This window comes from Agromyces rhizosphaerae (assembly GCF_027925245.1).
Taxonomy (GTDB): domain Bacteria; phylum Actinomycetota; class Actinomycetes; order Actinomycetales; family Microbacteriaceae; genus Agromyces; species Agromyces rhizosphaerae.
In genome coordinates this window covers 1-24,531 of the sequence record NZ_BSDP01000001.1, presented here as the reverse complement: position 1 = coordinate 24,531, position 24,531 = coordinate 1, and the positions used below count along the sequence as shown (strand labels likewise).

At 68.7% G+C, this 24,531-nt stretch carries 18 protein-coding genes and 3 rRNA genes; 19 read left to right on the top strand and 2 right to left on the bottom strand.

Translation table 11 applies throughout. The features are described from left to right. Positions 1–11: 11 nt before the first annotated feature. The 14 genes from QMG39_RS00105 to QMG39_RS00040 all read left to right on the top strand — a co-directional run bounded on the left by QMG39_RS00105 (position 12) and on the right by QMG39_RS00040 (position 14,644). The gene (locus QMG39_RS00105) at positions 12–875 is read left to right on the top strand and encodes a glutamate ABC transporter substrate-binding protein (RefSeq protein WP_281881740.1); all 864 of its coding nucleotides are present in this window, start codon (positions 12–14) and stop codon (positions 873–875) included. A gap of 71 nt (positions 876–946) precedes the next feature. Then, positions 947–1,594, top strand: coding sequence for an amino acid ABC transporter permease (locus tag QMG39_RS00100; protein ID WP_281881738.1), 648 nt, complete (start codon positions 947–949; stop codon positions 1,592–1,594). Beyond that, positions 1,591–2,544 carry an amino acid ABC transporter permease gene (locus QMG39_RS00095; protein WP_281881736.1) on the top strand — a complete coding sequence of 318 codons (954 nt, stop codon included), beginning with the start codon at positions 1,591–1,593 and terminating at the stop codon, positions 2,542–2,544. Before QMG39_RS00100 ends, QMG39_RS00095 begins: the two co-directional genes overlap by 4 nt. Positions 2,545–2,637: 93 nt before the next feature. Continuing rightward, positions 2,638–3,678 (top strand): phenylalanine--tRNA ligase subunit alpha, encoded by a 1,041-nt coding sequence (gene pheS, locus QMG39_RS00090; protein ID WP_281881735.1) that lies wholly within the window; start codon positions 2,638–2,640, stop codon positions 3,676–3,678. Beyond that, on the top strand, positions 3,678–6,197 hold the full coding sequence (pheT, locus tag QMG39_RS00085; RefSeq protein WP_281881734.1) for a phenylalanine--tRNA ligase subunit beta: 2,520 nt from the start codon (positions 3,678–3,680) through the stop codon (positions 6,195–6,197). The genes pheS and pheT overlap by 1 nt, the downstream gene beginning before the upstream one ends. 10 nt (positions 6,198–6,207) lie before the next feature. Beyond that, positions 6,208–6,618: a DUF1801 domain-containing protein gene (locus QMG39_RS00080; protein ID WP_281881733.1), complete on the top strand. Its 411-nt coding sequence runs from the start codon at positions 6,208–6,210 to the stop codon at positions 6,616–6,618. 229 nt (positions 6,619–6,847) lie between these two features. Continuing rightward, positions 6,848–7,891, top strand: a complete 1,044-nt coding sequence (argC, locus tag QMG39_RS00075) for an N-acetyl-gamma-glutamyl-phosphate reductase (RefSeq protein WP_281881732.1) — start codon at positions 6,848–6,850, stop codon at positions 7,889–7,891. Then, on the top strand, positions 7,888–9,039 hold the full coding sequence (argJ, locus tag QMG39_RS00070) for a bifunctional glutamate N-acetyltransferase/amino-acid acetyltransferase ArgJ (RefSeq protein WP_281881731.1): 1,152 nt from the start codon (positions 7,888–7,890) through the stop codon (positions 9,037–9,039). Before argC ends, argJ begins: the two co-directional genes overlap by 4 nt. 2 nt (positions 9,040–9,041) lie before the next feature. Continuing rightward, on the top strand, positions 9,042–9,947 hold the full coding sequence (gene argB, locus QMG39_RS00065) for an acetylglutamate kinase (RefSeq protein WP_281881730.1): 906 nt from the start codon (positions 9,042–9,044) through the stop codon (positions 9,945–9,947). Then, positions 9,944–11,119 carry an acetylornithine transaminase gene (locus QMG39_RS00060; protein ID WP_373878280.1) on the top strand — a complete coding sequence of 392 codons (1,176 nt, stop codon included), beginning with the start codon at positions 9,944–9,946 and terminating at the stop codon, positions 11,117–11,119. The genes argB and QMG39_RS00060 overlap by 4 nt, the downstream gene beginning before the upstream one ends. An 18-nt stretch (positions 11,120–11,137) precedes the next feature. After that, positions 11,138–12,085: an ornithine carbamoyltransferase gene (argF, locus tag QMG39_RS00055; RefSeq protein WP_281881728.1), complete on the top strand. Its 948-nt coding sequence runs from the start codon at positions 11,138–11,140 to the stop codon at positions 12,083–12,085. Next, positions 12,085–13,551: an argininosuccinate lyase gene (argH, locus tag QMG39_RS00050; protein WP_281881726.1), complete on the top strand. Its 1,467-nt coding sequence runs from the start codon at positions 12,085–12,087 to the stop codon at positions 13,549–13,551. The genes argF and argH overlap by 1 nt, the downstream gene beginning before the upstream one ends. Then, complete coding sequence (locus QMG39_RS00045; protein ID WP_281887093.1) at positions 13,548–14,156, top strand: DNA-3-methyladenine glycosylase; 609 nt, start codon at positions 13,548–13,550, stop codon at positions 14,154–14,156. The genes argH and QMG39_RS00045 overlap by 4 nt, the downstream gene beginning before the upstream one ends. 56 nt (positions 14,157–14,212) lie before the next feature. Beyond that, complete coding sequence (locus QMG39_RS00040; RefSeq protein WP_281881725.1) at positions 14,213–14,644, top strand: cupin domain-containing protein; 432 nt, start codon at positions 14,213–14,215, stop codon at positions 14,642–14,644. Here the strand turns inward: QMG39_RS00040 and QMG39_RS00035 are convergent. Together QMG39_RS00035 and QMG39_RS00030 are read right to left on the bottom strand one after the other, a co-directional pair. Then, on the bottom strand, positions 14,634–15,245 hold the full coding sequence (locus QMG39_RS00035; protein WP_281881723.1) for a hypothetical protein: 612 nt from the start codon (positions 15,243–15,245) through the stop codon (positions 14,634–14,636). The genes QMG39_RS00040 and QMG39_RS00035 overlap by 11 nt on opposite strands. Then, complete coding sequence (locus QMG39_RS00030; RefSeq protein WP_281881722.1) at positions 15,245–15,874, bottom strand: DNA-binding protein; 630 nt, start codon at positions 15,872–15,874, stop codon at positions 15,245–15,247. The genes QMG39_RS00035 and QMG39_RS00030 overlap by 1 nt, the downstream gene beginning before the upstream one ends. A gap of 127 nt (positions 15,875–16,001) precedes the next feature. Between QMG39_RS00030 and tyrS the strand changes: the two genes are divergently transcribed. The 5 genes from tyrS to rrf all read left to right on the top strand — a co-directional run. Next, positions 16,002–17,303, top strand: coding sequence for a tyrosine--tRNA ligase (tyrS, locus tag QMG39_RS00025; protein WP_281881721.1), 1,302 nt, complete (start codon positions 16,002–16,004; stop codon positions 17,301–17,303). A 37-nt stretch (positions 17,304–17,340) separates the two neighbouring features. Beyond that, complete coding sequence (locus tag QMG39_RS00020) at positions 17,341–18,975, top strand: CoA transferase (RefSeq protein WP_281881719.1); 1,635 nt, start codon at positions 17,341–17,343, stop codon at positions 18,973–18,975. A gap of 187 nt (positions 18,976–19,162) precedes the next feature. After that, positions 19,163–20,688: ribosomal RNA gene (locus QMG39_RS00015) — 16S ribosomal RNA — on the top strand. A 447-nt stretch (positions 20,689–21,135) separates the two neighbouring features. Next, positions 21,136–24,240: ribosomal RNA gene (locus QMG39_RS00010) — 23S ribosomal RNA — on the top strand. Between the two features lie 176 nt (positions 24,241–24,416). Beyond that, a 5S ribosomal RNA gene (gene rrf, locus QMG39_RS00005) occupies positions 24,417–24,531 on the top strand; the annotation flags it as partial.

Sequence of the window (24,531 nt, the reverse complement as noted above, 5' to 3'; positions counted from 1 at the left end):
GAGAAGAGGACATGAAGCGCAGCAGACTCGCACTCATCGCCGCAGCGGGGGTCGCGGCACTCGCGCTCGCCGGCTGTTCGAGCGACGGCGGCGACGGGGAGACCACGGACTCGAGCGGCACCGTCGAGTTCGAGGAGGGCACCACGATGGCCGAGCTCTCCGAGGCCGGCACCATCACGATCGGCACCAAGTTCGACCAGCCGCTGTTCGGCCTCGTCGGCCCGAGCGGTGACCCGGAGGGCTTCGACGTCGAGATCGGCAAGATCATCGCCGGCCAGCTCGGCATCGACGAGGGCTCGATCGAGTGGGTCGAGACGGTCTCCGCGAACCGCGAGCCGTTCATCGAGAACGGGCAGGTCGACATCGTCGTGGCGACCTACACGATCAACGACGCCCGCAAGGAGGTCATCTCCTTCGCCGGTCCGTACTACATGGCGGGCCAGTCGATCCTCGTGAACGCCGACAACGACGACATCACCGGCGAGGACGACCTCATCGGGCAGCCCGTCTGCTCGGTGACCGGTTCGACCCCGGCGGAGTACCTCGACGAGCTCGGCGCCGAGACGGTGCTCACCGACACCTACACGAACTGCCTCGAGCCGCTGCGCCAGGGCCAGGTCGTCGCGGTCTCGACCGACAACGTGATCCTCGCGGGCCTCGCCGCCCAGAACGAGGGCGAGTTCAAGGTCGTGGGCGAGCCGTTCACCGACGAGCCCTACGGCATCGGCCTCGCGATCGACGACACCGACTTCCGCATGTGGATCAACGACGTGCTCGAGGAGTCGTACGCGGACGGCAGCTACGAAGAGGCGTGGAACGCCACGGCGGGCACCATCCTGCCGTTCATCGAGCCGCCGGCAGTCGACCGGTACTGACCCGACGGTGACCCGGGCCGGGCGAACTCCCGGCCCGGGTCACACCCGCCTGACACGACGAGAGGAGCCGCGTGGACGCCGTCTTCGACAACCTGCCGAGATACCTCGACGGGTTCAGCGTGACGCTGCTGCTGCTCGCCGTGTCGAGCGTGTTCGCGCTCGTGCTCGGCACGGTCATCGCGGCCATGCGCATCTCGCCGGTGGCGTCGCTGCGCGGGTTCGCGACGGTCTACACCGAGATCGTGCGCAACACCCCGCTCACGCTCGTCCTGTTCTTCTGCGCGATCGTGCTGCCGTACCTCGGCTCCACGCTCCCGTACGTCGTCGCTGCCATGATCGGCCTCTCGGTCTACACGTCGCCGTTCGTCGCGGAGGCCCTGCGGTCGGGCATCAACGGCGTCGCGGTGGGCCAGGCGGAGGCGGCGCGCAGCGTCGGCCTCGGGTTCGGCCAGACCGTGACGCTGGTCATCCTGCCGCAGGCGTTCCGCATGACGGTGCCGCCGCTCATCAACGTCTTCATCGCGCTGACGAAGAACACGTCGGTCGCGGGTGGGTTCTTCGTCGCCGAGCTCTTCACGATCGGCAAGGAGCTCGCGAACGCACGGGGTGACGCGGTCATCGCGGTGCTGCTCGGCGTCGCCACGTTCTACCTGCTGATCACGGTGCCGCTGGGGCTCGCCGCCACCCAGCTCGAGCGGAAGTGGGTGGTGCAGCGATGAGCCGCGGCGCCGCAGTCCTGTTCGACGCACCCGGGCCCCGCGCCCGGCGCACGTCGCTGCTCGTCTCGCTCATCGCGGGCGTGCTCATCGTGATCGGCCTCGGCTGGATCATCGCGGTGCTCGCCGCCCCGCGTGAGGGTCCCGGCGGCCTCGAACTGCCTGGAATGTTCGCGCCGACGCGCTGGGACATCTACTCCGACCCCGAGGTCTGGCTGTTCATCGGCGAGGGCACGCTCGCCACGCTCCAGGCCGCGGCCGTCGCCGCCGCCCTCGCCCTGGTGTTCGGTGTCGTCCTCTCCCTGCTCCGCAGTGCCCAGAGCCGCTGGATCCGCATTCCGACGGCCGTGTTCATCGAGTTCTTCCGCGGCATGCCCGTGCTGCTCATGATGCTGTTCATCCTGCTCGCGGCGATGACCGGGCAGTTCTGGGCCGTCGTCTGGGCGCTCGCGCTCTACAACGGCGCGCTCATCGGCGAGGCGCTCCGGGCCGGTCTCGCGGCGCTGCCCAAGGGCCAGCGCGAGGCGGGCCTCAGCCTCGGCATGCGCCAGCTGCAGTCGAAGCTGCTCGTGGAGTTCCCGCAGGCGTTCCGCCAGATGCTGCCGATCATCGTCGCCCAGCTCGTGGTGCTGCTGAAGGACACCTCGCTCGGGTACATCGTCGGCTACAACGAGCTGCTCCGCACGACGCTCAACAACCTCGGCAGCTTCTTCGGCAACCGCTACCTGTTCTCGCTGTTCATCATCACGTGGGTCATCTACCTGGCCATGAACCTCGCACTGTCGTGGTTCGCGCGCTGGCTGTCGCGCCGCACCGAGAGCGGCGGCGGCGGGTTCAACTTCATGAAGCGCGGCGCACGCGGGGGACCCGTGCTCCCGAGCATGGAGAACCCGGCGATGGATGCCGCCATGCGTGGAGCCGAGTCCCGGCAGGTCGGACAGGGCAGCACGTAGCAGTTCCCCCACACGTGCCCGCCCGGTCAACGGCGATCGGACGGGTGCCCCACCTCCCGTGGGCACGCGCGCCCACCGGTAGACTCTCCTCTCGTGTCCGAACCCACCGAGATCACCGAATCCGCGGTCGCCGAGGCGGTCGATGCCGCGCTCGCGGCCATCGCCGGCGCGAACGACTCCGCCGCGCTGAAGGCCGTCCGCACCGAGCACACCGGCGAGAAGTCGGCGCTCGCGAAGCTGAACGCGCTCATGCGCTCCGTGCCGAACGAGCAGAAGGCCGTCGTCGGCAAGCTCGTCGGCGGCGCGCGAGGCCGCGTCAACCAGGCGTTCGCCGCCCGTGAGGGCGAGATCGTCGAGGCCGAGGCCGCCGCGCAGCTCGAGGCGGAGGCCGTCGACGTGACGGCGATCGCCGCACGCCGCACGCCCGGCGCGCGGCATCCGCTCAGCCTGCTGCAGGAGCAGATCGCCGACGTGTTCGTCGGCATGGGGTGGGAGATCGCCGAGGGCCCCGAGATCGAGCACGAGTGGTACAACTTCGACGCGCTGAACTTCGACGAGGACCACCCGGCGCGCGCGATGCAGGACACGTTCTTCGTCGAGCCGGTCGAGCGCCACCTCGTGCTGCGCACGCACACGAGCCCGGTGCAGATCCGCTCGATGCTCGACCGCGAGGTGCCGATCTACGTGCTCGCCCCGGGCCGCACGTACCGCACCGACGAGCTCGACGCGACGCATACCCCGGTGTTCAGCCAGTTCGAGGGCCTGGTGATCGACAAGGGCATCACGATGGCCCACCTGCGCGGCACGCTCGAGCACGTCGCGCGCATCATGTTCGGCGAGGGCACGAAGATCCGCCTGCGCCCGAACTACTTCCCGTTCACCGAGCCGAGCGCCGAGTTCGACATCTGGCACCCGACCTTCAAGGGCGGCGCGCGCTGGATCGAGTGGGGCGGGTGCGGCATGGTCAACCCGAACGTGCTGCGTTCGGCCGGCATCGACCCGGAGGTGTACTCGGGCTTCGCGTTCGGCATGGGCTTCGAGCGCACCCTGATGTTCCGCAACGACGTGAAGGACATGCGCGACATGATCGAGGGCGACATCCGCTTCAGCGAGCAGTTCGGGATGGTGGTCTGATGCGCGCGCCGCTCAGCTGGATCGACGAGTTCACCCCGCTCGTCGAGGGATCGACGCTCGACGACGTGCACGCCGCGCTCGTGCGCGTGGGCCTCGAGGAGGAGGACCTGCACGACTTCGAGGTCTCCGGGCCGGTCGTCGTCGGCGAGGTGCTCGAGTTCGTCGAGGAGCCGCAGAAGAACGGCAAGACCATCCGCTGGTGCCAGGTGCGCGTCGCGCCCGAGGGTTCGGAGGCGGCCGACGGCGGCCCCGACGTGCGCGGCATCGTCTGCGGCGCCCGCAACTTCGAGCTCGGCGACAAGGTCGTCGTGACCCTGCCCGGTTCGGTGCTGCCCGGCGACTTCGAGATCGCCGCGCGCAAGACCTACGGTCACGTCTCCGACGGCATGATCGCCTCGGTGAAGGAGCTCGCACTCGGCGACGAGCACGACGGCATCCTGCGCCTGGTGACCATGGGTCTCGACCCCGAGGTCGGCACCGACGCGATCGCGCTGCTCGGGCTCGACGACTCGGCGGTCGAGGTGAACGTCACGCCCGACCGCGGCTACGCGTTCTCGATCCGCGGCATCGCGCGCGAGTACTCGCACGCGACCGGCCAGCCGTTCACCGACCCCGCGTCGCTCGTGCCGCCCGTCGAGGCGTCCGGCTTCCCGGTCGTGATCGACGACGCCGAGCCGATCCGCGGTCGCGTCGGCGCGCGCGGCTTCGTCACGCGCTCGGTGCGCGGGGTGGATGCCACGCTGCCGACCCCGCCCTGGATGCGCGCGCGCCTCGCGCTCGCGGGCGTCCGATCGATCTCGCTGCTCGTCGACATCACGAACTACGTCATGTTCGAGCTCGGCCAGCCGATCCACGGCTACGACCTCGACCGGCTCGCCGGCGGCATCACGGTGCGCCGCGCGACCGGCGGCGAGACGCTCGAGACGCTCGACGGCCAGGTGCGGAAGCTCTCGACCGAGGACCTGCTGATCACCGACGAGTCCGGCGCGATCGGCCTTGCGGGCGTCATGGGCGGCGGCACGACCGAGATGAGCCTCGAGACGACCAACGTGCTCATCGAGGCGGCAACCTTCGACCCGGTGTCGATTGCGCGCACCGCGCGCCGGCACAAGCTGCCGAGCGAGGCGTCCAAGCGCTTCGAGCGCGGCGTCGACCCGGCCGTCGCGGTCGCCGCGGCCAACCGCGTGGTGCAGCTCATGGTGCAGCTGGCGGGCGGCACCGCCGACACGCTGGGCTCCGATCTGGTGGCGGATGCCTCGGCCGAGCCGATCGCCCTGCCCGCCGGCTTCACGGCTGGCCTCATCGGCGTCGACTACGAGCCGTCGCAGATCCGCGGCGCGCTCGAGCTGATCGGCGCGAGCGTCGAGGACGCGGCCGACGGCTGGACCGTCACGCCGCCGAGCTGGCGCCCCGACCTCACCGACACGTGGACCCTCGCCGAGGAGGTCGCCCGCATCGACGGGTACGACCGCATCCCGTCGGTGCTGCCGGTCGCGCCGCCGCAGCGCGGCCTCACGCGCGCCCAGCACCTGCGCCGCAACGCGTCGAACGCGCTGGCCGCGTCGGGCTTCACCGAGGTCATGGCGTACCCGTTCTTCACCGAGGCGGTGAACCAGCGCTTCGGCTCGCCCGACGGCGCCCGGATCGGCCAGGTCAAGCTCGCCAACGCGCTCGACGCGAGCGTGCCGTACCTGCGCACGTCACTGCTGCCGGGCCTCATCGAGGTCGCGCGCCGCAACCGCTCGCGCGGCTTCACCGACCTCGCCCTGTTCGAGACCGGCTCGGTGTTCCGCCCCGAGCTCGGCCGCGAGTACGGCACCGCGACCATCCCGCTCGGCGGCGTGCTGCCCGGTGACGGCGACCTCGATGACCTGGCCGCGAGCATCCCGCCGCAGCCGCGTCGCGTCGGCGTGCTGCTCACGGGCGACCGCACGGCCAAGCAGCCGGGCGTCGCGCCGGTCGCGTCGGGCATCGCCGACGCGCTCGAGGCCGCGCACGCGATCGCGAACGCGGTCGGCGCCGAGCTCGAGGTGCGCCAGGGCGCTCACCAGGCCATGCACCCCGGCCGCACCGCGGAGCTCCTCGCGGGCGGCGAGGTCGTCGGCCACGCCGGCGAGCTGCTGCCCGAGCTCGCCCTCGAATACGACCTGCCCCGCGTGGTGGGCGTCGCCGAGGTCGACCTCGACGCGCTGATCGCGAGTTCCGAGGGCGTGATCGAGGCCCGCGGGCTCTCGACGTACCCGGCCGCGACGCAGGACCTCTCGCTCGTCGTCGACGTGGCGACGCCGGCCGGCGAGGTGGGCGCCGCCGTGCGCGAGGGCGCGGGCGACCTGCTCGAGCACCTCGACCTGGTCGACGACTACCGCGGCACCGGCGTGGCCGAGGGGCGCAAGTCGCTCACGTTCGCGCTCCGCTTCCGGGCATCCGACCGCACCCTCACCGCCGCCGAGGCGACCGTCGCGAAGCTCGCCGGCTCGGCGCTCGCGGGCGAGCGCTTCGGCGCCATGATCCGCGAGTAGGGCGCCGGGCATGGCCGAGAACGTGACGAAGCCGACGGATGCCTCGGTGGACGAGTTCCTCGCGAACGCGCACCCCGCGGGCCGGCGCGAGGATGCCGCGGTGCTCCGCGAGATGCTCGACCGCGTGACCGGCGAGGCGCCGGTCATGTGGGGGCCGTCGATCGTCGGGTACGGCACGTACCACTACCGCTACGCGACCGGGCGCGAGGGCGACATGCCCGTGATCGGGTTCTCGCCGCGCACGGCCTCCATGTCGCTCTACGGCATCCAGTACGAGGGTGCCGACGAGCTGCTCGACGAGCTGGGCCCGGCGAAGCGGGGTGCCGGATGCGTGTGGGTCGGCCGGTTCGCCAAGCTCGACCTCGACGTGCTCGAGCGGCTCTTCGCCGAGGCATGGCGGCGCGGCGGCGCGCTGGGCTGAGGCATCCGTTTGCCGCAGCGCCCGCGCGACCGGTAGGGTCGCATCCGTGTCCACCGCTCGCCTCGCCGCCACGACCCGCGCATCGCGGGTGCTCGTCGCGCGCCGGCGCCGCGGTCTCCGCCGAGGCTAGGCGACCCCACCCGCAGCCCAGCGCTGCCGTGCGGTCGCCGTCGCTCAGCCCAGTCGGCCCAGCCATCGGGCCATTTCGCCGAGACCATAAGGTAGGACCATGACGTACTCCGTCGCCGTGGCAGGCGCGTCCGGATACGCCGGGGGAGAGATCCTGCGGCTCATCGCAGATCATCCGGAGCTCGAGGTGCGCACCGTCACCGCGCACCAGAACGCCGGCCAGGCGCTCACCGCCGTGCAGCCGCACCTGCGCGCGTACACGCACCTCACGCTCGCAGAGACCAACGCCGACACGCTCGCCGGCCACGACCTCGTCTTCCTCGCGCTGCCGCACGGCGCGTCGGGCGCGATCGCCGCCGAGCTCGGCGACGCGTCGATCGTCGTCGACTGCGGCGCAGACCACCGCCTCGAGCAGGAGGGCGACTGGGCCGCGTTCTACGGCGGCGAGTTCCACGGCGCGTGGACCTACGGCGTGCCCGAGCTGCCCCGCCTGCAGGGCACGCAGCGCGAGCGCCTCGCGCAGACGCGCCGCATCGCCGCGCCCGGGTGCAACGCGAGCACCGTCGCGCTCTCGCTCGTGCCCGGCGTGCGCGCCGGCGTCATCGACGCGCACGACATCGTGTCGGTGCTCGCCGTCGGTCCGTCCGGCGCCGGCAAGGCGCTGAAGACGCACCTGCTCGGCAGCGAGATCCTCGGCTCCGCGAACCCCTATGCGGTCGGCGGCACGCACCGGCACATCCCCGAGATCCAGCAGGCGCTCCGCTGGGCGGGCGCAGCCGACCCGACGATCAGCTTCACGCCGGTGATCGTGCCGATGTCCCGCGGCATCCTCGCCACCTCGACGGCACGGCTCGCCGACGACGCGGACGCCTCGAGCGTGCGTGAGGCCTGGGAGGACGCCTACGCGGGGGAGACCTTCGTGCAGCTGCTGCCCGAGGGCCAGTTCCCGCGCACCGCCGACGTGCTCGGCGCCAACACGGCCCTGATGGGCCTCGCGGTCGACGAGGCGGCGCGCCGCGTCGTGGTCGTCGCCGCGGTCGACAACCTCGTCAAGGGCACCGCGGGCGCCGCGATCCAGTCGGCCAACCTCGCTCTCGGCCTCGCCGAGGCCACCGCCCTCCCCGTGAACGGAGTCGCACCGTGACCGTCACCGCAGCAGCCGGCTTCGAGGCGGCGGGCATCGCCGCCGGCATCAAGCGCACGGGCGCGCTCGACCTCGCGCTCATCCTCAACCGCGGGCCGTCGGCCGCGGCCGCCGCGGTCTTCACGAGCAACCGCGCGAAGGCGAACCCCATCATCTGGTCGCAGCAGGTCGTCGCCGACGGCCGGGTGCGGGCGATCGTGCTGAACTCGGGCGGGGCGAACTGCTTCACCGGGCACCAGGGCTTCCAGGTCACGCACCGCACCGCCGAGGCCGTCGCGTCGGCGCTCGACATCGGTGCGGGCGACGTGCTCGTCTGTTCGACCGGCCTGATCGGCGAGCAGCTCGACGGCGAGGTGCTCGAGGAGGGCGTCGTCTCCGCGGTCGCGCGCCTCACCACCGACGGCGGCGACAACGCGGCCCGCGCGATCATGACGACCGACTCCGTGCCGAAGACCGCGGTGCGCACGGGCGACGGGTGGACGATCGGCGGCATGGCGAAGGGCGCCGGAATGCTCGCGCCGGGCCTCGCCACGATGCTCGTCGTGATCACGACCGACGCCGACCTGCCGGCATCCGACCTCGACCAGGCCCTGCGGGCCGCCACCCGGGTGAGCTTCGACCGGCTCGACTCCGACGGCTGCATGTCGACCAACGACCAGGTCACGCTCATGGCGTCGGGCTCGTCGGGCGTCGTGCCCGAGGCATCCGCCTTCACCGAGGCCCTCACCGAGGTCTGCCTCGACCTGGCGATGCAGCTGCTCGCCGACGCCGAGGGCGCGAGCCACGAGATCGCGATCGAGGTGCGCGGCGCGGTCACCGAGGACGACGCGGTCACGGTCGCCCGCTCGGTCGCGCGCAACAACCTGTTCAAGGCCGCGATCTTCGGCAACGACCCGAACTGGGGCCGCGTGCTCGCGGCGATCGGCACGACGGATGCCCCGTTCGACCCGTACCTCGTCGACGTGTCGATGAACGGGGTGCGCGTCTGCCACGCGGGCGGCCCCGACGCTCCGCGCGAGGACGTCGACCTCACCCCGCGCGCCACGCACGTGCTGGTCGAGTTGCACGCGGGCCCGGCGTCCGCCACGGTCTGGACCAACGACCTCACCCACGACTACGTCCACGAGAACAGCGCCTACTCGAGTTGAGCATGAATCCTGAGAACACCGCAGCGGATGCCGCTGAGAAGGCCCGCACCCTGATCGAGTCGCTGCCCTGGCTGCAGCGCTTCCACGACCAGGTCATCGTCGTGAAGTTCGGCGGCAACGCCATGGTCAGCCCCGAACTCCAGCGCGCGTTCGCCGAGGACATGGTGTACCTGCGCTACGCAGGCATCCGCCCGGTCGTGGTGCACGGCGGCGGGCCGCAGATCTCGGCGATGCTCGACCGGCTCGGTATCGCCAGCGAGTTCCGCGGCGGATACCGCGTCACGACCCCCGAGGCGATGGATGTCGTGCGCATGGTGCTCACCGGCCAGGTGAACCGCGAGCTCGTGTCGCTCATCAACGAGCACGGGCCGCTCGCGGCCGGCATCTCGGGGGAGGACGCGGGGCTGTTCCGCGGCCGCCGCCGGGGAGCGGTGGTCGACGGCGTCGAGGTCGACCTCGGGCTCGTCGGCGACGTCGTGTCGGTCGACCCCGCGTCGGTGCACGCGCAGCTCGACGCCGGCCGCATCCCCGTGGTCTCGTCGATCGCTCCCGACCTCGACGAGCCCGGCCAGTCACTCAACGTGAACGCCGACTCGGCCGCCGCGTCGCTCGCCGTCGCGCTGGGCGCGGCGAAGCTCGTCATCCTCACCGATGTCGCCGGGCTCTACCGCGACTGGCCCGACCGCGACTCGCTCGTGTCGGTCATCGACGTGCCGCAGCTCGTCGACCTGCTGCCGTCGCTCGAGTCGGGCATGATCCCGAAGATGACGGCGTGCCTCGAGGCCGTCGAGGGCGGCGTCGCGAAGGCGGCGATCATCGACGGTCGCGTGCCGCACTCGATCCTGCTCGAGGTGTTCACCCAGACCGGGGTGGGCACCGAGGTCGTGCCCGCGGAGGTGGCGTCGTGAGTCATCTCGAGATCTTCGACCAGCGCATGATGCGCTCGCTCGGCACGCCGCTCGCGCACCTGGTCGAGGGCGACGGATGCCGCGTGCGCGACGCCGACGGCACCTGGTACCTCGACTTCCTCGCGGGCATCGCGGTCAACTCGCTCGGCCACGCCCACCCGGTGTTCGTCGACGCCGTCTCGCGTCAGGCGGCGACGCTCGCGCACGTGTCGAACTACTTCTCCACGCCGGCGGAGCTCGAACTGGCCGACCGGCTCGTGCGCCTCGCCGGTGCAGTGGAGTCGGGCCGTGTCTGGTTCGGCAACTCGGGCGCCGAGGCGATGGAGGCCGCGTTCAAGCTCGCGCGCCTGAACCACCGGCAGCAGGGTCGCACGAAGATCCTCGCGCTGCACGACGCGTTCCACGGCCGCACCATGGGCGCGCTCGCGCTGACCGGCAAGCCGCACATGCGTGCGCCGTTCGAGCCCATGCCCGGCGGCGTCGAGCACATCGACACGACGATCGCCGCGCTCGAGGCGTCCATCGACGAGACCGTCGCGGCGCTCTTCGTCGAGCCGATCAAGGGCGAGGCCGGCGTGCTGCCCCTGCCCGACGGGTTCCTCGCCGCCGCCCGCGAGCTCACCGCGCGACACGGCGCGCTGCTCGTCGTCGACGAGATCCAGACCGGCGCCGCGCGCACCGGCGAGTGGTTCGGCTACCAGCACGACGGCGTCACCCCCGACGCCATCACGGTCGCGAAGGGCATCGGCGGTGGGTTCCCGATCGGGGCGCTCGTGACGTTCGGCGAGGCATCCGACCTGTTCACCCGCGGCATGCACGGCTCGACCTTCGGCGGCAACCCGCTCGCCACGGCGACGGCCAACGCCGTGCTCGGCGAGATCGAGCGGGCCGACCTCGTCGGCAACGCCCGCGTGCGCGGTGCGCAGCTCGCCGAGCGCATCCTCGCGATCGGCTCGCCGCTGGTCACCGAAGTGCGTGGCCGGGGCCTGCTGCTCGGCATCGGCCTCGCCGAGCCGCACGCGGGTGCGCTCGCGACGGCGGCCATGCGCGAGGGCCTCATCATCAACGCGGCGAACGACTCGAGCATCCGCCTCGCGCCGCCCCTCATCATCGGCGACGCCGAGATCGACGAGTTCATCGACCGGTTCTCGCGCGCGCTCGCCGCACTCTGACCTTCCCGAAAGGACGACATGACCCGCCACTTCCTGCGCGACGACGACATCACCCCCGCGGAGCAGGCCGCGATCCTCGACCTCGCCGTCGAACTGAAGGCCGACCGCTGGCGCGACCGGCCGCTCGAGGGCCCGCAGACCGTCGCGGTCATCTTCGACAAGTCGTCGACCCGCACCCGGGTCTCGTTCGCCGTCGGCATCGCCGACCTCGGCGGGTCGCCGCTCATCATCTCCACCGCGTCGAGCCAGCTCGGCGGCAAGGAGACCCCGAGCGACACCGCCCGCGTGCTCGAGCGCATGGTCTCGGCGATCGTCTGGCGCACCTACGGGCAGGCCGGGCTCGAGGAGATGGCCGCCGGCACGCGCGTGCCGGTCGTGAACGCGCTGAGCGACGACTTCCACCCGTGCCAGCTGCTCGCCGACCTGCTCACGATCCGCGAGCACAAGGGCTCGCTCGACGGGCTCACGGTGACGTTCCTGGGCGACGGCGCGAGCAACATGGCGCAGTCGTACGTGCTGGCGTGCGTGATGGCCGGCATGCACGTGCGCGTCGCGTCGCCGGTGGAGTTCTCGCCCGAGGCATCCGTCGTCGCCGACGCCGACGCGATCGCGGCCGACACCGGGGGATCGGTCACGCTGTTCACCGACCCGGCCGAGGCGACCGCGGGTGCCGACGTCGTGGTCACCGACACCTGGGTGTCGATGGGCAAGGAGGAGGAGAAGGCGCACCGCGTGGCGACCTTCGGCGCCTACCGGGTCGACGCCGAGCTCATGGCGCTCGCCGCGCCCGACGCCGTGTTCCTGCATTGCCTGCCCGCCGACCGCGGCTACGAGGTGACCGCCGACGTGATCGACGGCCCGCAGAGCATCATCTGGGACGAGGCGGAGAACCGCCTACACGCGCAGAAGGCGCTGCTGGTGTGGCTGCTCGCGCAGAACGCCCGCGTGGACGGGGAGGCGGCGTGATGGCCGGGCACGGCACTGAGGGTTCGCACGGCACAGAGGACTCGCACGGCACCAACGAGGGCTCGCTCTGGGGCGGCCGGTTCGCGTCGGGCCCGTCGCCCGAGCTCGCGAAGCTGTCGAAGTCGACCCACTTCGACTGGCAGCTCGCGCCCTATGACATCGCAGGCTCCCGCGCGCACGCCCGCGCCCTGCACGCGGCCGGCTACCTCTCTGCGGCCGAGCTCGAGGCCATGATCGACGGGCTGAACCGCCTCGAGGCCGACGTCGAGTCGGGCGAGGTCGTCGCCGCCGAGACGGACGAGGACGTGCACGGCGCGCTCGAGGCCGCGCTGATCGAGATCGTCGGGCCCGAGCTGGGCGGCAAGCTCCGCGCCGGCCGCAGTCGCAACGACCAGATCGCGACGCTCGTGCGCATGTACCTGCGCGACCACGCCGCCGCGATCGCGACCGAGCTCGTGCACCTCATCGACGCGCTCGCCGCGCAGGCCGAGGCGCACGGCGACGCGATCATGCCCGGCCGCACGCACCTCCAGCACGCCCAGCCCGTGCTGCTCGCGCACCACCTGCTCGCCCATGCCTGGGCGCTCACGCGCGATCTCGACCGGCTCGTCGACTGGGACGGGCGCGCCGACGTCTCGCCGTACGGCTCGGGCGCCCTCGCCGGATCGACGCTCGGTCTCGACGCGGCATCCGTCGCCCAGGACCTGGGTCTCGCCGGCATCTCGGAGAACTCGATCGACGGCACCGCGAGCCGCGACGTCGTCGCCGAGTTCGCGTTCATCGCCGCGATGATCGGCATCGACCTGTCGCGCCTGTCTGAGGAGATCATCCTCTGGAACACGCGCGAGTTCGGCTTCGTCACGCTCGACGACGGCTACTCGACCGGGTCGTCGATCATGCCGCAGAAGAAGAACCCCGACATCGCCGAGCTCGCGCGCGGCAAGTCGGGCCGCCTCATCGGCAACCTCACGGGCCTCCTCGCCACCCTCAAGGCACTCCCGCTCGCGTACAACCGCGACCTGCAAGAGGACAAGGAGCCGGTGTTCGACTCGGTCGAGACGCTCGAGGTGCTGCTGCCGGCGTTCACCGGCATGGTCGCCACCCTGCGCTTCGATACCGCCCGAATGGCCGAGCTCGCGCCGCAGGGCTTCTCGCTCGCGACCGACGTCGCCGAGTGGCTCGTGAAGCGGCACGTGCCGTTCCGCGACGCGCACGAGATCACCGGCGCCCTGGTGCGCTACGCCGAGGAGCACGGGCTCGACCTGCACGAGGTGCCCGACGACGCGCTCGCCGGCATCTCGCCGCACCTGGTGCCCGAGGTGCGCGAGGTGCTCACGATCGAGGGGTCGGTCGCGAGCCGCGACGGCGTCGCCGGCACCGCGCCGTCGTCGGTCGCGAAGCAGTTCACGGCGCTCACCGAGCGCGTGCGTACGCTCGCGGCGGGCCTCCCGGAGGCGCGGCTCTGACCCCTGCCACCCGCGCCGCGCTCGCGGTCGACGCGCTCGAGCTCGCACCGCTGCTGCTCGGCGCGGAGCTGAGCCACACGACTCCCGAGGGCGCCGTGACGGTGCGCCTGACCGAGGTCGAGGCGTACCGCGGCGAGGCCGATCCGGGCTCGCACGCGTTCCGCGGCCGCACCCCGCGCAACGCCGTCATGTTCGGCGACGCCGGCCACCTCTACGCGTACTTCACCTACGGCATGCACGTCTGCATCAACGTCGTCTGCGGCGCCCCGGGCGTCGCTTCCGCGGTGCTGCTGCGCGCCGGCGAGGTGGTCGACGGGCTCGAGACGGCACGGATGCGGCGGAGCTCCGCCCGCACCGACCGCGACCTGGCCCGCGGCCCGGCGCGTCTGGCGTCCGCCCTGGGCGTGCCGCTCGCGGCGAACGGCGCCGACCTGCTGGCGCCGCCGTTCGCGCTGCGCCTGCCCGACGCGCCGGTCGCGCACCTCGCTGGCCTGCGCGTCGGTGTCTCCGGCGCCGGTGGCGGCGCGCGCTTCCCGTGGCGGTTCCGCGTGCCCGACGACCCGACGGTGTCGGCGTACCGGCGGCATCCGAAGTCGCACGACTAGGCGCGACGACCGAATCCCGCCGGTGCGCGCACGCGCCCCACGGATACGCTCCGGCCATGCCCGAGCTGCAGGCGCGATCCTTCGATCCCGGCCGAATCCCGTGGGAGACCGTTCACGACGACGGCACGAAGTCGGCAACCCTCGTCGGCGATCGCGGGCCGGGCCGCATGTTCACCTACGCGTTCTTCATCCCGGCGGGCGTGTTCGACGCGCCCCACTCGCACGCGGCGGATGCGCACCTGCACGTGGCATCCGGTGCACTGCGACTCGGCTACGGCACGGTCCTCGAACAGTCGCTGACCGAGCGCTTCCCCGAGGGCTCGTTCCTGTTCGTGCCCGCGCACGCGATCCACTTCGACGGCGCCGACGTTGACACCGTGCTCATCGGCACCGCGACCGGCCCGTGGAGCACCGACTACCGGGCTCGGTCACGAGACCCGGGTGACCGTGGGGCGGATGCCTCGAATCAGCCCCCGCTCAGCGGATGACGAGGTGCACGACGAGCGCGCACGCGCACGCCCAGACGAGGCTCGCGAGCGTGCCGATGATGAACCGCTCGCGCGCCTCGCTCGACTCGAGCTCGCTGAAGCGGCCGATGCCCTTCACGGCCACGACGACGGCGAGGCCCTCGGGGAACCCGGCGATGATCGTGCCCGCCGCGCCGACGCGCTCGAGCACGCCGATCGTGATGCCGCCGCGCAGCACCTCGGTGCGCTCCGCCACCAGCCCCTCGCCGCGCGCACCCTTCGGTGCGACCATGATGCCGCCGTGCAGCCCGGGCTCGACCGCCCCGCCCATCGCGGTGTCGAGCGCGAGCACTGCCGCGGAGCTGCCGCCGACCACGGCGATGCCGCCGCCCAGCAGCACGATCAGCACGGAGGCCGCGAGCGCCGGCTGCCCGGGCAGTGCCGCCGCCGGGATGAGCGCCACGCCCACCGCCACCGCCGACCACCAGATCAGGCGCGGCCGCTCGCGCGTGAAGGCGAGCACCGCGAACACGGCGGCCACGACCAGCGCGGCCAGCAGCGCGTACCAGCCGAGCACGGCCAGCACCCGGTCGACCTCGAACGGGAGCGGGAAGGGCAGCATCAGGTGGTCTCCTCGTCGTCACCGCTCGCCGTGCGGTCGAGCTCCTGCAGCAGCCTAGTGAGTGCGGGCCGCGCCTCGAGGTCGGGTCGCAGCGCGCCGGCGCGGGCCCTGGCCGAGACGGCGGCGGGGGAGATGTCGAGGCGCTCTGCCGCGTCGGCCTGCAGCATCCCCGTGTCGAGCAGCTCCGCCAGCTCCCACCCCGCATCGCTCCGCTTCTCGCGCAGCGCGACGACGACCGAGAGCAGCGCCTCGGCGTCGGACGCGGCCGTCTCCGCGGCATCCGCCCCGCTCGTGACCGCGACCTTCGGCCAGCGACGCTTCGCCCGATCGACCGCGTCGCGCGCGGCGTAGAATGCGGGGCCGCTCGCCTCGCGCACGTCGTCGGGCAGGGGCATCCGCACCGCTCCCGTACCCAGGCCCACGCTCCAGCGCTCGTCCCGGGTGAGCTCGAGCACCAGGGCGAGCGCGGTCGCCGCGTCGCCCGTGAGGGCTTGCAGCTCGTCGCCGGCATTGCGCCCGACCGGCAGCGCGAGCGCGTCGCCGTGGGCGGCGTCGATACGCTGGCGGGTCTCGTCGACGATGTCGTCGCGGGTGCGGCTGCCGACCTGGTCGGCGGTGATCACGAACATGCGTGCTCCCTGCAGTCTGCGGGCTGAATCCAGCGTACTTCAGCCTGTGGGCTTGATCAAGCATGATCAAGCATGGAGGCTTGAGTTGGCGACCGGTCGCCCACGGCCCCGCTGCTACCCTTGCTGCGTGCCAGACCCCGTGATCCTCGCTTCGCAGCGCATCGACGACTCCTTCGACGACATCTGGGAGGAGCTCGTCTGGCGCGGCCACGTGCACGTCTCCACCGACGAGGCCGCCCTGAAGGAACTGCTCGCCGGCGACCCGATCACGTACTACTGCGGCTTCGACCCGACCGCGCCGAGCCTGCACCTGGGCAACCTCGTGCAGCTCATCGTCATGCGCCGCCTCCAGCTCGCCGGACATCGCCCGCTCGGGCTCGTCGGCGGCTCGACCGGCCTCATCGGCGACCCGCGGCCGACCGCCGAGCGCACGCTCAACACCAGGGAGACGGTCGCCGAGTGGGTGGGCTACCTGCAGGCCCAGGTCTCGCGCTTCCTCTCGACCGAGGGCGAGAACGCGATGCGGCTGGTCAACAACCTCGACTGGACCGCGCCGATGTCGGCCATCGACTTCCTGCGCGAGGTCGGCAAGCACTACCGCGTCGGAACCATGCTGAAGAAGGACGCGGTCGCCGCCCGCCTCGAGTCGAACGAGGGCATCAGCTACACCGAGTTCAGCTACCAGATCCTGCAGGGCATGGACTTCCTGGAGCTCTACCGCACCTACGGCTGCGTGCTGCAGACCGGCGGCAGCGACCAGTGGGGCAACCTCACCAGTGGCACCGACCTCATCCATCGCGCCGAGGGCGCGAGCGTGCATGCGATCGGCACGCCGCTCGTCACGAACTCCGACGGCACGAAGTTCGGCAAGAGCGAGGGCAACGCCATCTGGCTCGACCAGGCGCTCTGCAGCCCGTACCGCTTCTACCAGTTCTGGCTCAACACCGACGACGCCGACGTGGTCTCGCGGCTGAAGGTCTTCACGTTCCTGTCTCGCGACGAGATCGCGGAGTACGAGGAGGCCGTCGCCGACGCGCCCTTCCGCCGCGAGGCGCAGAAGCGGCTCGCGAGCGAGGTCACGACACTGGTGCACGGGGCGGATGCCACGGAGGCCGTGATCGCCGCATCGCAGGCGCTGTTCGGGCAGGGCGACCTCGCCGCGCTCGACGGGGCGACCCTCGAGGCGGCGCTGCGCGAGCTGCCGCATGCGACGACGGCGGCGGATGCCCCGGTGGCGCAGCTCCTCGTCGACACCGGGCTCGTGGGGAGCCTGAGCGACGCGCGACGCGCGATCAAGCAGGGCGGGGTCTCGCTCAACAACGCCCGCGTCGAGGACGAGCACGCGACCATCGACGGGCAGACGCTGCCCGGCGGCATGGCCGTGCTGCGACGCGGCAAGAAGACCATGGCGGGAGTGTTCCTGGCCTGAGCCTGGGCCGGGGACGCGCCGCGGGGGAGGCGGTGCGATGTCGGAGCTGCGGTTCCTGCGCCGCGCGTGGGCCGACCTCGGGCGACCCGTCGGCGAACTCGACCTGGTCGACCCGCTGCCGGTGCCGGCGCTGCCGTCGCGCCTGTCGACCGCAGCGCTGGCCACGGAATCGGTCGCGGCCGCGTCGCTGGCCGGCGCCGTGGCATCCGTCACCGGCACCGACCGACCCGCGCCGCGCGTGCGTCTCTCGGGCCCGCGCATCGCCGCCGCGGTCTCGAGCGAGAAGTCGTTCCGTCTCGACGGCGACCCACCGGACGTCTGGGCGCCGATGTCGGGTTTCTTCCGCGCGCGTGACGGGTGGGTGCGCACGCACGGCAACTACCCGCATCACGCCGCTGCGCTCCGTCGTGCGCTGGGGTTGGGGGCGGATGCCACGGCCGACGACCTCGCCGAGGTGCTGGCGCAGACCGATGCGGCGGATGCCTCGCAGCGCGTGACCGCCGCGGGCGGCTTGTGCGTCGCGGTCGCGCCCGAACAGCCGTCCGTGGACGCCGCGCTCGCGGCGACCCCGCTCGTGGAGGTGCGTCGGTTGGGGGATGCCGCGCCTCGCGGGCCGCTGCCCGGGGCTGCGGGTGCGCCGCTCGCGGGGGTACGCGTGCTCGACCTCACGCGCGTGATCGCGGGGCCGATCTGCACGCGCACGCTCGCACTGTTCGGCGCAGACGTGCTGCGGATCGACTCGCCGCGGCTTCCGGAGCCCGAGTGGCAGCACCTCGACTCCGGTGCCGGCAAGCGCTCGGCGCTGGTCGATGCGCAGACGCCCGCGGGCCGTGCGACGCTCGAGCGGCTGCTCGCCGACGCCGACGTGCTCGTCACCGGCTACCGGCCCGACGCGATCGCGGGGCTGGGCCTCGATGCCGACGACGTCGCCGCGCGGCATCCGGGTCTCGTGGTCGTGCAGCTCGCGGCCTGGGGATTCGAACCCGTCGACCGTGCGCGACGCGGATTCGACTCGATCGTGCAGGCGGCGAGCGGCATCAGCCGGATCGAGGGCGGCGAGCGTCCCGGGGCGCTTCCCGCCCAGGTGCTCGACCACGCGACGGGGTACCTGCTGGCTGCCGGCGCCGTCACCGCCCTCCAGCGCCAGCGAGCCGGCGGAGGCTCCTGGTCGGTGCGCGGATCGCTCCGACGCACCGCGGCTGAACTGCTGCAGGCGCAGCGTACGGCGGAACCGTCACCGCCGCAGCCGCTCTCCGCGGAGGCCCGTGCGCGGCAGGAGGTCGAGTTCACCGGGCCGCCGCGCGTGCGCACGGTGCTGCCGGCGGCCGAGTTCGAGGGGCTGCCAGAGGGGTGGCCGAGCGCGCCGCGCGCGTGGGGGAGCGACCTGCCCGAGTGGACCGACAGAGGACCCGGATCCGCGTGGTTCCGCGCGACACGCCCGGGATGCGGGAGTGATTTGCGGGGACCCCGGGATGCACGTAATGTATTCCCTTGTCACCCCAAAGGTGCGGAAGAGCGAGAGGGTCCTGAGCGGCCCGGCCTTCCACCTCAAGCGGGACACTCCCAAGCCAGATCGAAGCAAGTTCTTCGGGCTGTGCTTGAAGCCTCCGGACGAGTCGCAAGACGAGGCCGGCGGGAAGAACGAAGGCCTCGGGCTGATCGACTCGGATGAGTCGTGAAACGTGAGCGTCCGTTTCTTGAGAACTCAATAGCGTGCACTATGTTCAATGCCATTTTTTGAACCCCGATCCGGTCTTTGGACTGGTTGGGATTCCTTTGGATTGATGGACAGCCAGTTTTGGTTGTTCTTTGGTCAGAGATCAGATTTGTCGGCCCTGTTGTGGGGTTGGCGCCATTTTTTTTTGGAGAGTTTGATCCTGGCTCAGGACGAACGCTGGCGGCGTGCTTAACACATGCAAGTCGAACGATGAACCGGTGCTTGCACCGGGGATTAGTGGCGAACGGGTGAGTAACACGTGAGTAACCTGCCCTGGACTCTGGGATAACCCCGAGAAATCGGAGCTAATACCGGATAGGACTTCGCACCGCATGGTGTGGGGTGGAAAGTTTTTTCGGTTTGGGATGGACTCGCGGCCTATCAGCTTGTTGGTGAGGTAATGGCTCACCAAGGCGTCGACGGGTAGCCGGCCTGAGAGGGTGACCGGCCACACTGGGACTGAGACACGGCCCAGACTCCTACGGGAGGCAGCAGTGGGGAATATTGCACAATGGGCGCAAGCCTGATGCAGCAACGCCGCGTGAGGGATGACGGCCTTCGGGTTGTAAACCTCTTTTAGTAGGGAAGAAGGGCTTCGGCTTGACGGTACCTGCAGAAAAAGCACCGGCTAACTACGTGCCAGCAGCCGCGGTAATACGTAGGGTGCAAGCGTTGTCCGGAATTATTGGGCGTAAAGAGCTCGTAGGCGGTTTGTCGCGTCTGCTGTGAAAACGCGAGGCTCAACCTCGCGCCTGCAGTGGGTACGGGCAGACTCGAGTGCGGTAGGGGAGACTGGAATTCCTGGTGTAGCGGTGGAATGCGCAGATATCAGGAGGAACACCGATGGCGAAGGCAGGTCTCTGGGCCGTAACTGACGCTGAGGAGCGAAAGCGTGGGGAGCGAACAGGATTAGATACCCTGGTAGTCCACGCCGTAAACGTTGGGCGCTAGATGTGGGGACCTTTCCACGGTTTCCGTGTCGTAGCTAACGCATTAAGCGCCCCGCCTGGGGAGTACGGCCGCAAGGCTAAAACTCAAAGGAATTGACGGGGGCCCGCACAAGCGGCGGAGCATGCGGATTAATTCGATGCAACGCGAAGAACCTTACCAAGGCTTGACATATACGAGAACGCCTCAGAAATGAGGAACTCTTTGGACACTCGTATACAGGTGGTGCATGGTTGTCGTCAGCTCGTGTCGTGAGATGTTGGGTTAAGTCCCGCAACGAGCGCAACCCTCGTCCTCTGTTGCCAGCACGTCATGGTGGGAACTCAGGGGAAACTGCCGGGGTCAACTCGGAGGAAGGTGGGGATGACGTCAAATCATCATGCCCCTTATGTCTTGGGCTTCACGCATGCTACAATGGCCGGTACAAAGGGCTGCGATGTCGTAAGGCGGAGCGAATCCCAAAAAGCCGGTCTCAGTTCGGATTGAGGTCTGCAACTCGACCTCATGAAGTCGGAGTCGCTAGTAATCGCAGATCAGCAACGCTGCGGTGAATACGTTCCCGGGCCTTGTACACACCGCCCGTCAAGTCATGAAAGTCGGTAACACCCGAAGCCGGTGGCCCAACCCTTGTGGAGGGAGCTGTCGAAGGTGGGATCGGTGATTAGGACTAAGTCGTAACAAGGTAGCCGTACCGGAAGGTGCGGCTGGATCACCTCCTTTCTAAGGAGCATCTGGAGACCTCTTGGGGTCTTCCAGGCACACCAGATCAGGACCGAATGTGTTCTGCTGGTTGCTCATGGGTGGAACGTTGACATAGGTGCCGGTCCGAGTCTGGTCGGCCTCAGTACGCTTCGCTTCGGCGGGGTGGGAACGGGTTGGTCGGGTGGTGGCCGGCACATGCACGCTATTGGGTCCTGAGGGACCGGGCCTTTCGGGGCTTCGAACCTTGCACGGACCCGCATTCGGCATCAGCTATGGGCTGGTGGTGGTGTGGGTACCGTTCGTGTGTTGAGAACTACATAGTGGACGCGAGCATCTTAGATCGACCCGCCTTGCGGGTCGTTCACAAGATCAAGTAAGGCATGCCCCTTTTGGGGGTGTGTCCGACTGATCATTGGTCAATCTCGCACGCCTTCGGGTGTGTGCGATCGATTCATACTCATGTGATTTCAAGTTTCTAAGAGCAAACGGTGGATGCCTTGGCATCTGGAGCCGAAGAAGGACGTCGTAATCTGCGATAAGCCTCGGGGAGTTGATAAACGAGCTGTGATCCGAGGATTTCCGAATGGGGAAACCCCGCCAGGCCCTTCGGGTGACCTGGTGACTCCCGCCTGAATGTATAGGGCGGGTAGAGGGAACGTGGGGAAGTGAAACATCTCAGTACCCACAGGAAGAGAAAACAACAGTGATTCCGTCAGTAGTGGCGAGCGAACGCGGATGAGGCTAAACCGAGCCATGTGTGATACCCGGCAGGGGTTGCATGGTCGGGGTTGTGGGACTTTTCGGACTGTTCTGCCGGGCAGTCACGGTGACGCGTCGGGTATAGACGAACCGCATTGAAAGGCGGACCGGAGTGGGTGTGAGTCCCGTAGTCGAAATGCCTGGCCGGCCGGAAGAGTATCCCAAGTAGCACGGGGCCCGAGAAATCCCGTGTGAATCTGTCAGGACCACCTGATAAGCCTAAATACTCCCAGATGACCGATAGCGGACAAGTACCGTGAGGGAAAGGTGAAAAGTACCCCGGGAGGGGAGTGAAATAGTACCTGAAACCGTTTGCTTACAAACCGTTGGAGCCTCCTTGTTGGGGTGACAGCGTGCCTTTTGAAGAATGAGCCTGCGAGTTAGTGATATGTGGCGAGGTTAACCCGTGTGGGGTAGCCGTAGCGAAAGCGAGTCTGAATAGGGCGATTCAGTCGCATGTCCTAGACCCGAAGCGAAGTGATCTATCCATGGCCAGGTTGAAGCGACGGTAAGACGTCGTGGAGGACCGAACCCACTTCAGTTGAAAATGGAGGGGATGAGCTGTGGATAGGGGTGAAAGGCCAATCAAACTTCGTGATAGCTGGTTCTCTCCGAAATGCATTTAGGTGCAGCGTTGCGTGTTTCTTGCCGGAGGTAGAGCTACTGGATGGCCGATGGGCCCCAACAGGTTACTGACGTCAGCCAAACTCCGAATGCCGGTAAGTGAGAGCGCAGCAGTGAGACGGTGGGGGATAAGCTTCATCGTCGAGAGGGAAACAACCCAGACCACCGACTAAGGTCCCTAAGCGCGTGCTAAGTGGGAAAGGATGTGGAGTTGCACAGACAACCAGGAGGTTGGCTTAGAAGCAGCCACCCTTGAAAGAGTGCGTAATAGCTCACTGGTCAAGTGATTCCGCGCCGACAATGTAACGGGGCTCAAGCACGTCACCGAAGTCGTGGGATTCGCATATTAGACAGGCCTTCGTGGTCCAGTCGTGCGGATCGGTAGGAGAGCGTCGTGTGCCGGGTGAAGCGGCGGAGTGATCCAGCCGTGGATGGCACACGAGTGAGAATGCAGGCATGAGTAGCGAAAGACGGGTGAGAAACCCGTCCTCCGGAAGACCAAGGGTTCCAGGGTCAAGCTAATCTTCCCTGGGTAAGTCGGGACCTAAGGCGAGGCCGACAGGCGTAGTCGATGGACAACGGGTTGATATTCCCGTACCGGCGAAGAACCGCCCACACTAATCCAGCAATGCTAACCATCCGAACCATCCCATCGTCCCTTCGGGGGCACCGGGGTGGGGAGCGTGGGACCCGAGTCTGGTGCGGTGAGCGTATTAACAGGTGTGACGCAGGAAGGTAGCCGAGCCGGGCGATGGTTGTCCCGGTCCAAGCGTGTAGGCCGAATGGTAGGTAAATCCGCCGTTCATGAAGGCTGAGACGCGATGGGGATGAAAAGTCGGTGATCCTATGCTGCCGAGAAAAGCATCGACGCGAGGTTCCAGCCGCCCGTACCCCAAACCGACTCAGGTGGTCAGGTAGAGAATACCGAGGAGATCGAGAGAATCGTGGTTAAGGAACTCGGCAAAATGCCCCCGTAACTTCGGGAGAAGGGGGGCCGGATTCGTGAAGGGACTTGCTCCTGGAGCGTTGAAGGCCGCAGAGACCAGTGGGAAGCGACTGTTTACTAAAAACACAGGTCCGTGCCAAGTCGCAAGACGATGTATACGGACTGACGCCTGCCCGGTGCTGGAAGGTTAAGCGGAACGGTTAGCTCTTCGGAGCGAAGCTGAGAAGTTAAGCCCCAGTAAACGGCGGTGGTAACTATAACCATCCTAAGGTAGCGAAATTCCTTGTCGGGTAAGTTCCGACCTGCACGAATGGCGTAACGACTTCCCAGCTGTCTCAACCGCGAACTCGGCGAAATTGCATTACGAGTAAAGATGCTCGTTACGCGCAGCAGGACGGAAAGACCCCGTGACCTTTACTACAGCTTGGTATTGGTGTTCGGTGTGGCTTGTGTAGGATAGGTGGGAGACTTTGAAGCGGGCACGCCAGTGTTCGTGGAGTCATTGTTGAAATACCACTCTGGTCACTCTGGATATCTAACTTCGGACCGTAATCCGGTTCAGGGACAGTGCCTGGTGGGTAGTTTAACTGGGGCGGTTGCCTCCCAAAGAGTAACGGAGGCGCCCAAAGGTTCCCTCAACCTGGTTGGCAATCAGGTGGCGAGTGTAAGTGCACAAGGGAGCTTGACTGCGAGACTGACAGGTCGAGCAGGGACGAAAGTCGGGACTAGTGATCCGGCAGTGGCTTGTGGAAGCGCTGTCGCTCAACGGATAAAAGGTACCTCGGGGATAACAGGCTGATCTTGCCCAAGAGTCCATATCGACGGCATGGTTTGGCACCTCGATGTCGGCTCGTCGCATCCTGGGGCTGGAGTAGGTCCCAAGGGTTGGGCTGTTCGCCCATTAAAGCGGTACGCGAGCTGGGTTTAGAACGTCGTGAGACAGTTCGGTCCCTATCCGCTGCGCGCGCAGGAAATTTGAGAGGATCTGACCCTAGTACGAGAGGACCGGGTTGGACGAACCTCTGGTGTGTCAGTTGTTCCGCCAGGAGCACCGCTGATTAGCTACGTTCGGGATGGATAACCGCTGAAAGCATCTAAGCGGGAAGCCGGCCTCGAGATGAGATTTCCATCCCACTTTGTGGGGAGAGGCGCCCAGCCAGACGACTGGGTTGATAGGCCAGATGTGGAAGCCCGGTAACGGGTGCAGCTGACTGGTACTAATACGCCGATAACTTGAAACTTCACTACACACACCCTCGTTGAAAAGGCATGGTGTGTGGCCTGTAGATGACTCGCGTCCACTCTGTGGTTCCCACCACACGAACTTCATAACTCAACACCCACCCGTCACCACCATGCGTGGTGATCCCGGGGTGGGACCCGAGACCACACACCCCAGTGCGGGTGTGGCTAGAGTTTCGGCGGCCATAGCGCGAGGGAAACGCCCGGACCCATTCCGAACCCGGAAGCTAAGACTCGCAGCGCCGATGGTACTGCAGGGGCCACCCTGTGGGAGAGTAGGACACCGCCGG

What these genes read in the sequence shown, in the direction of transcription:
- QMG39_RS00105 (WP_281881740.1), top strand. Translation starts at nt 12, where the DNA reads ATGAAGCGCAGCAGACTCGCACTCATCGCCGCAGCGGGGGTCGCGGCA.
- QMG39_RS00095 (WP_281881736.1), top strand. Translation starts at nt 1,591, where the DNA reads ATGAGCCGCGGCGCCGCAGTCCTGTTCGACGCACCCGGGCCCCGCGCC.
- pheT (WP_281881734.1), top strand. Translation starts at nt 3,678, where the DNA reads ATGCGCGCGCCGCTCAGCTGGATCGACGAGTTCACCCCGCTCGTCGAG.
- QMG39_RS00080 (WP_281881733.1), top strand. Translation starts at nt 6,208, where the DNA reads ATGGCCGAGAACGTGACGAAGCCGACGGATGCCTCGGTGGACGAGTTC.
- argC (WP_281881732.1), top strand. Translation starts at nt 6,848, where the DNA reads ATGACGTACTCCGTCGCCGTGGCAGGCGCGTCCGGATACGCCGGGGGA.
- argB (WP_281881730.1), top strand. Translation starts at nt 9,042, where the DNA reads ATGAATCCTGAGAACACCGCAGCGGATGCCGCTGAGAAGGCCCGCACC.
- argF (WP_281881728.1), top strand. Translation starts at nt 11,138, where the DNA reads ATGACCCGCCACTTCCTGCGCGACGACGACATCACCCCCGCGGAGCAG.
- argH (WP_281881726.1), top strand. Translation starts at nt 12,085, where the DNA reads ATGGCCGGGCACGGCACTGAGGGTTCGCACGGCACAGAGGACTCGCAC.
- QMG39_RS00040 (WP_281881725.1), top strand. Translation starts at nt 14,213, where the DNA reads ATGCCCGAGCTGCAGGCGCGATCCTTCGATCCCGGCCGAATCCCGTGG.
- QMG39_RS00035 (WP_281881723.1), bottom strand. Translation starts at nt 15,245, where the DNA reads ATGCTGCCCTTCCCGCTCCCGTTCGAGGTCGACCGGGTGCTGGCCGTG.
- QMG39_RS00030 (WP_281881722.1), bottom strand. Translation starts at nt 15,874, where the DNA reads ATGTTCGTGATCACCGCCGACCAGGTCGGCAGCCGCACCCGCGACGAC.
- QMG39_RS00020 (WP_281881719.1), top strand. Translation starts at nt 17,341, where the DNA reads ATGTCGGAGCTGCGGTTCCTGCGCCGCGCGTGGGCCGACCTCGGGCGA.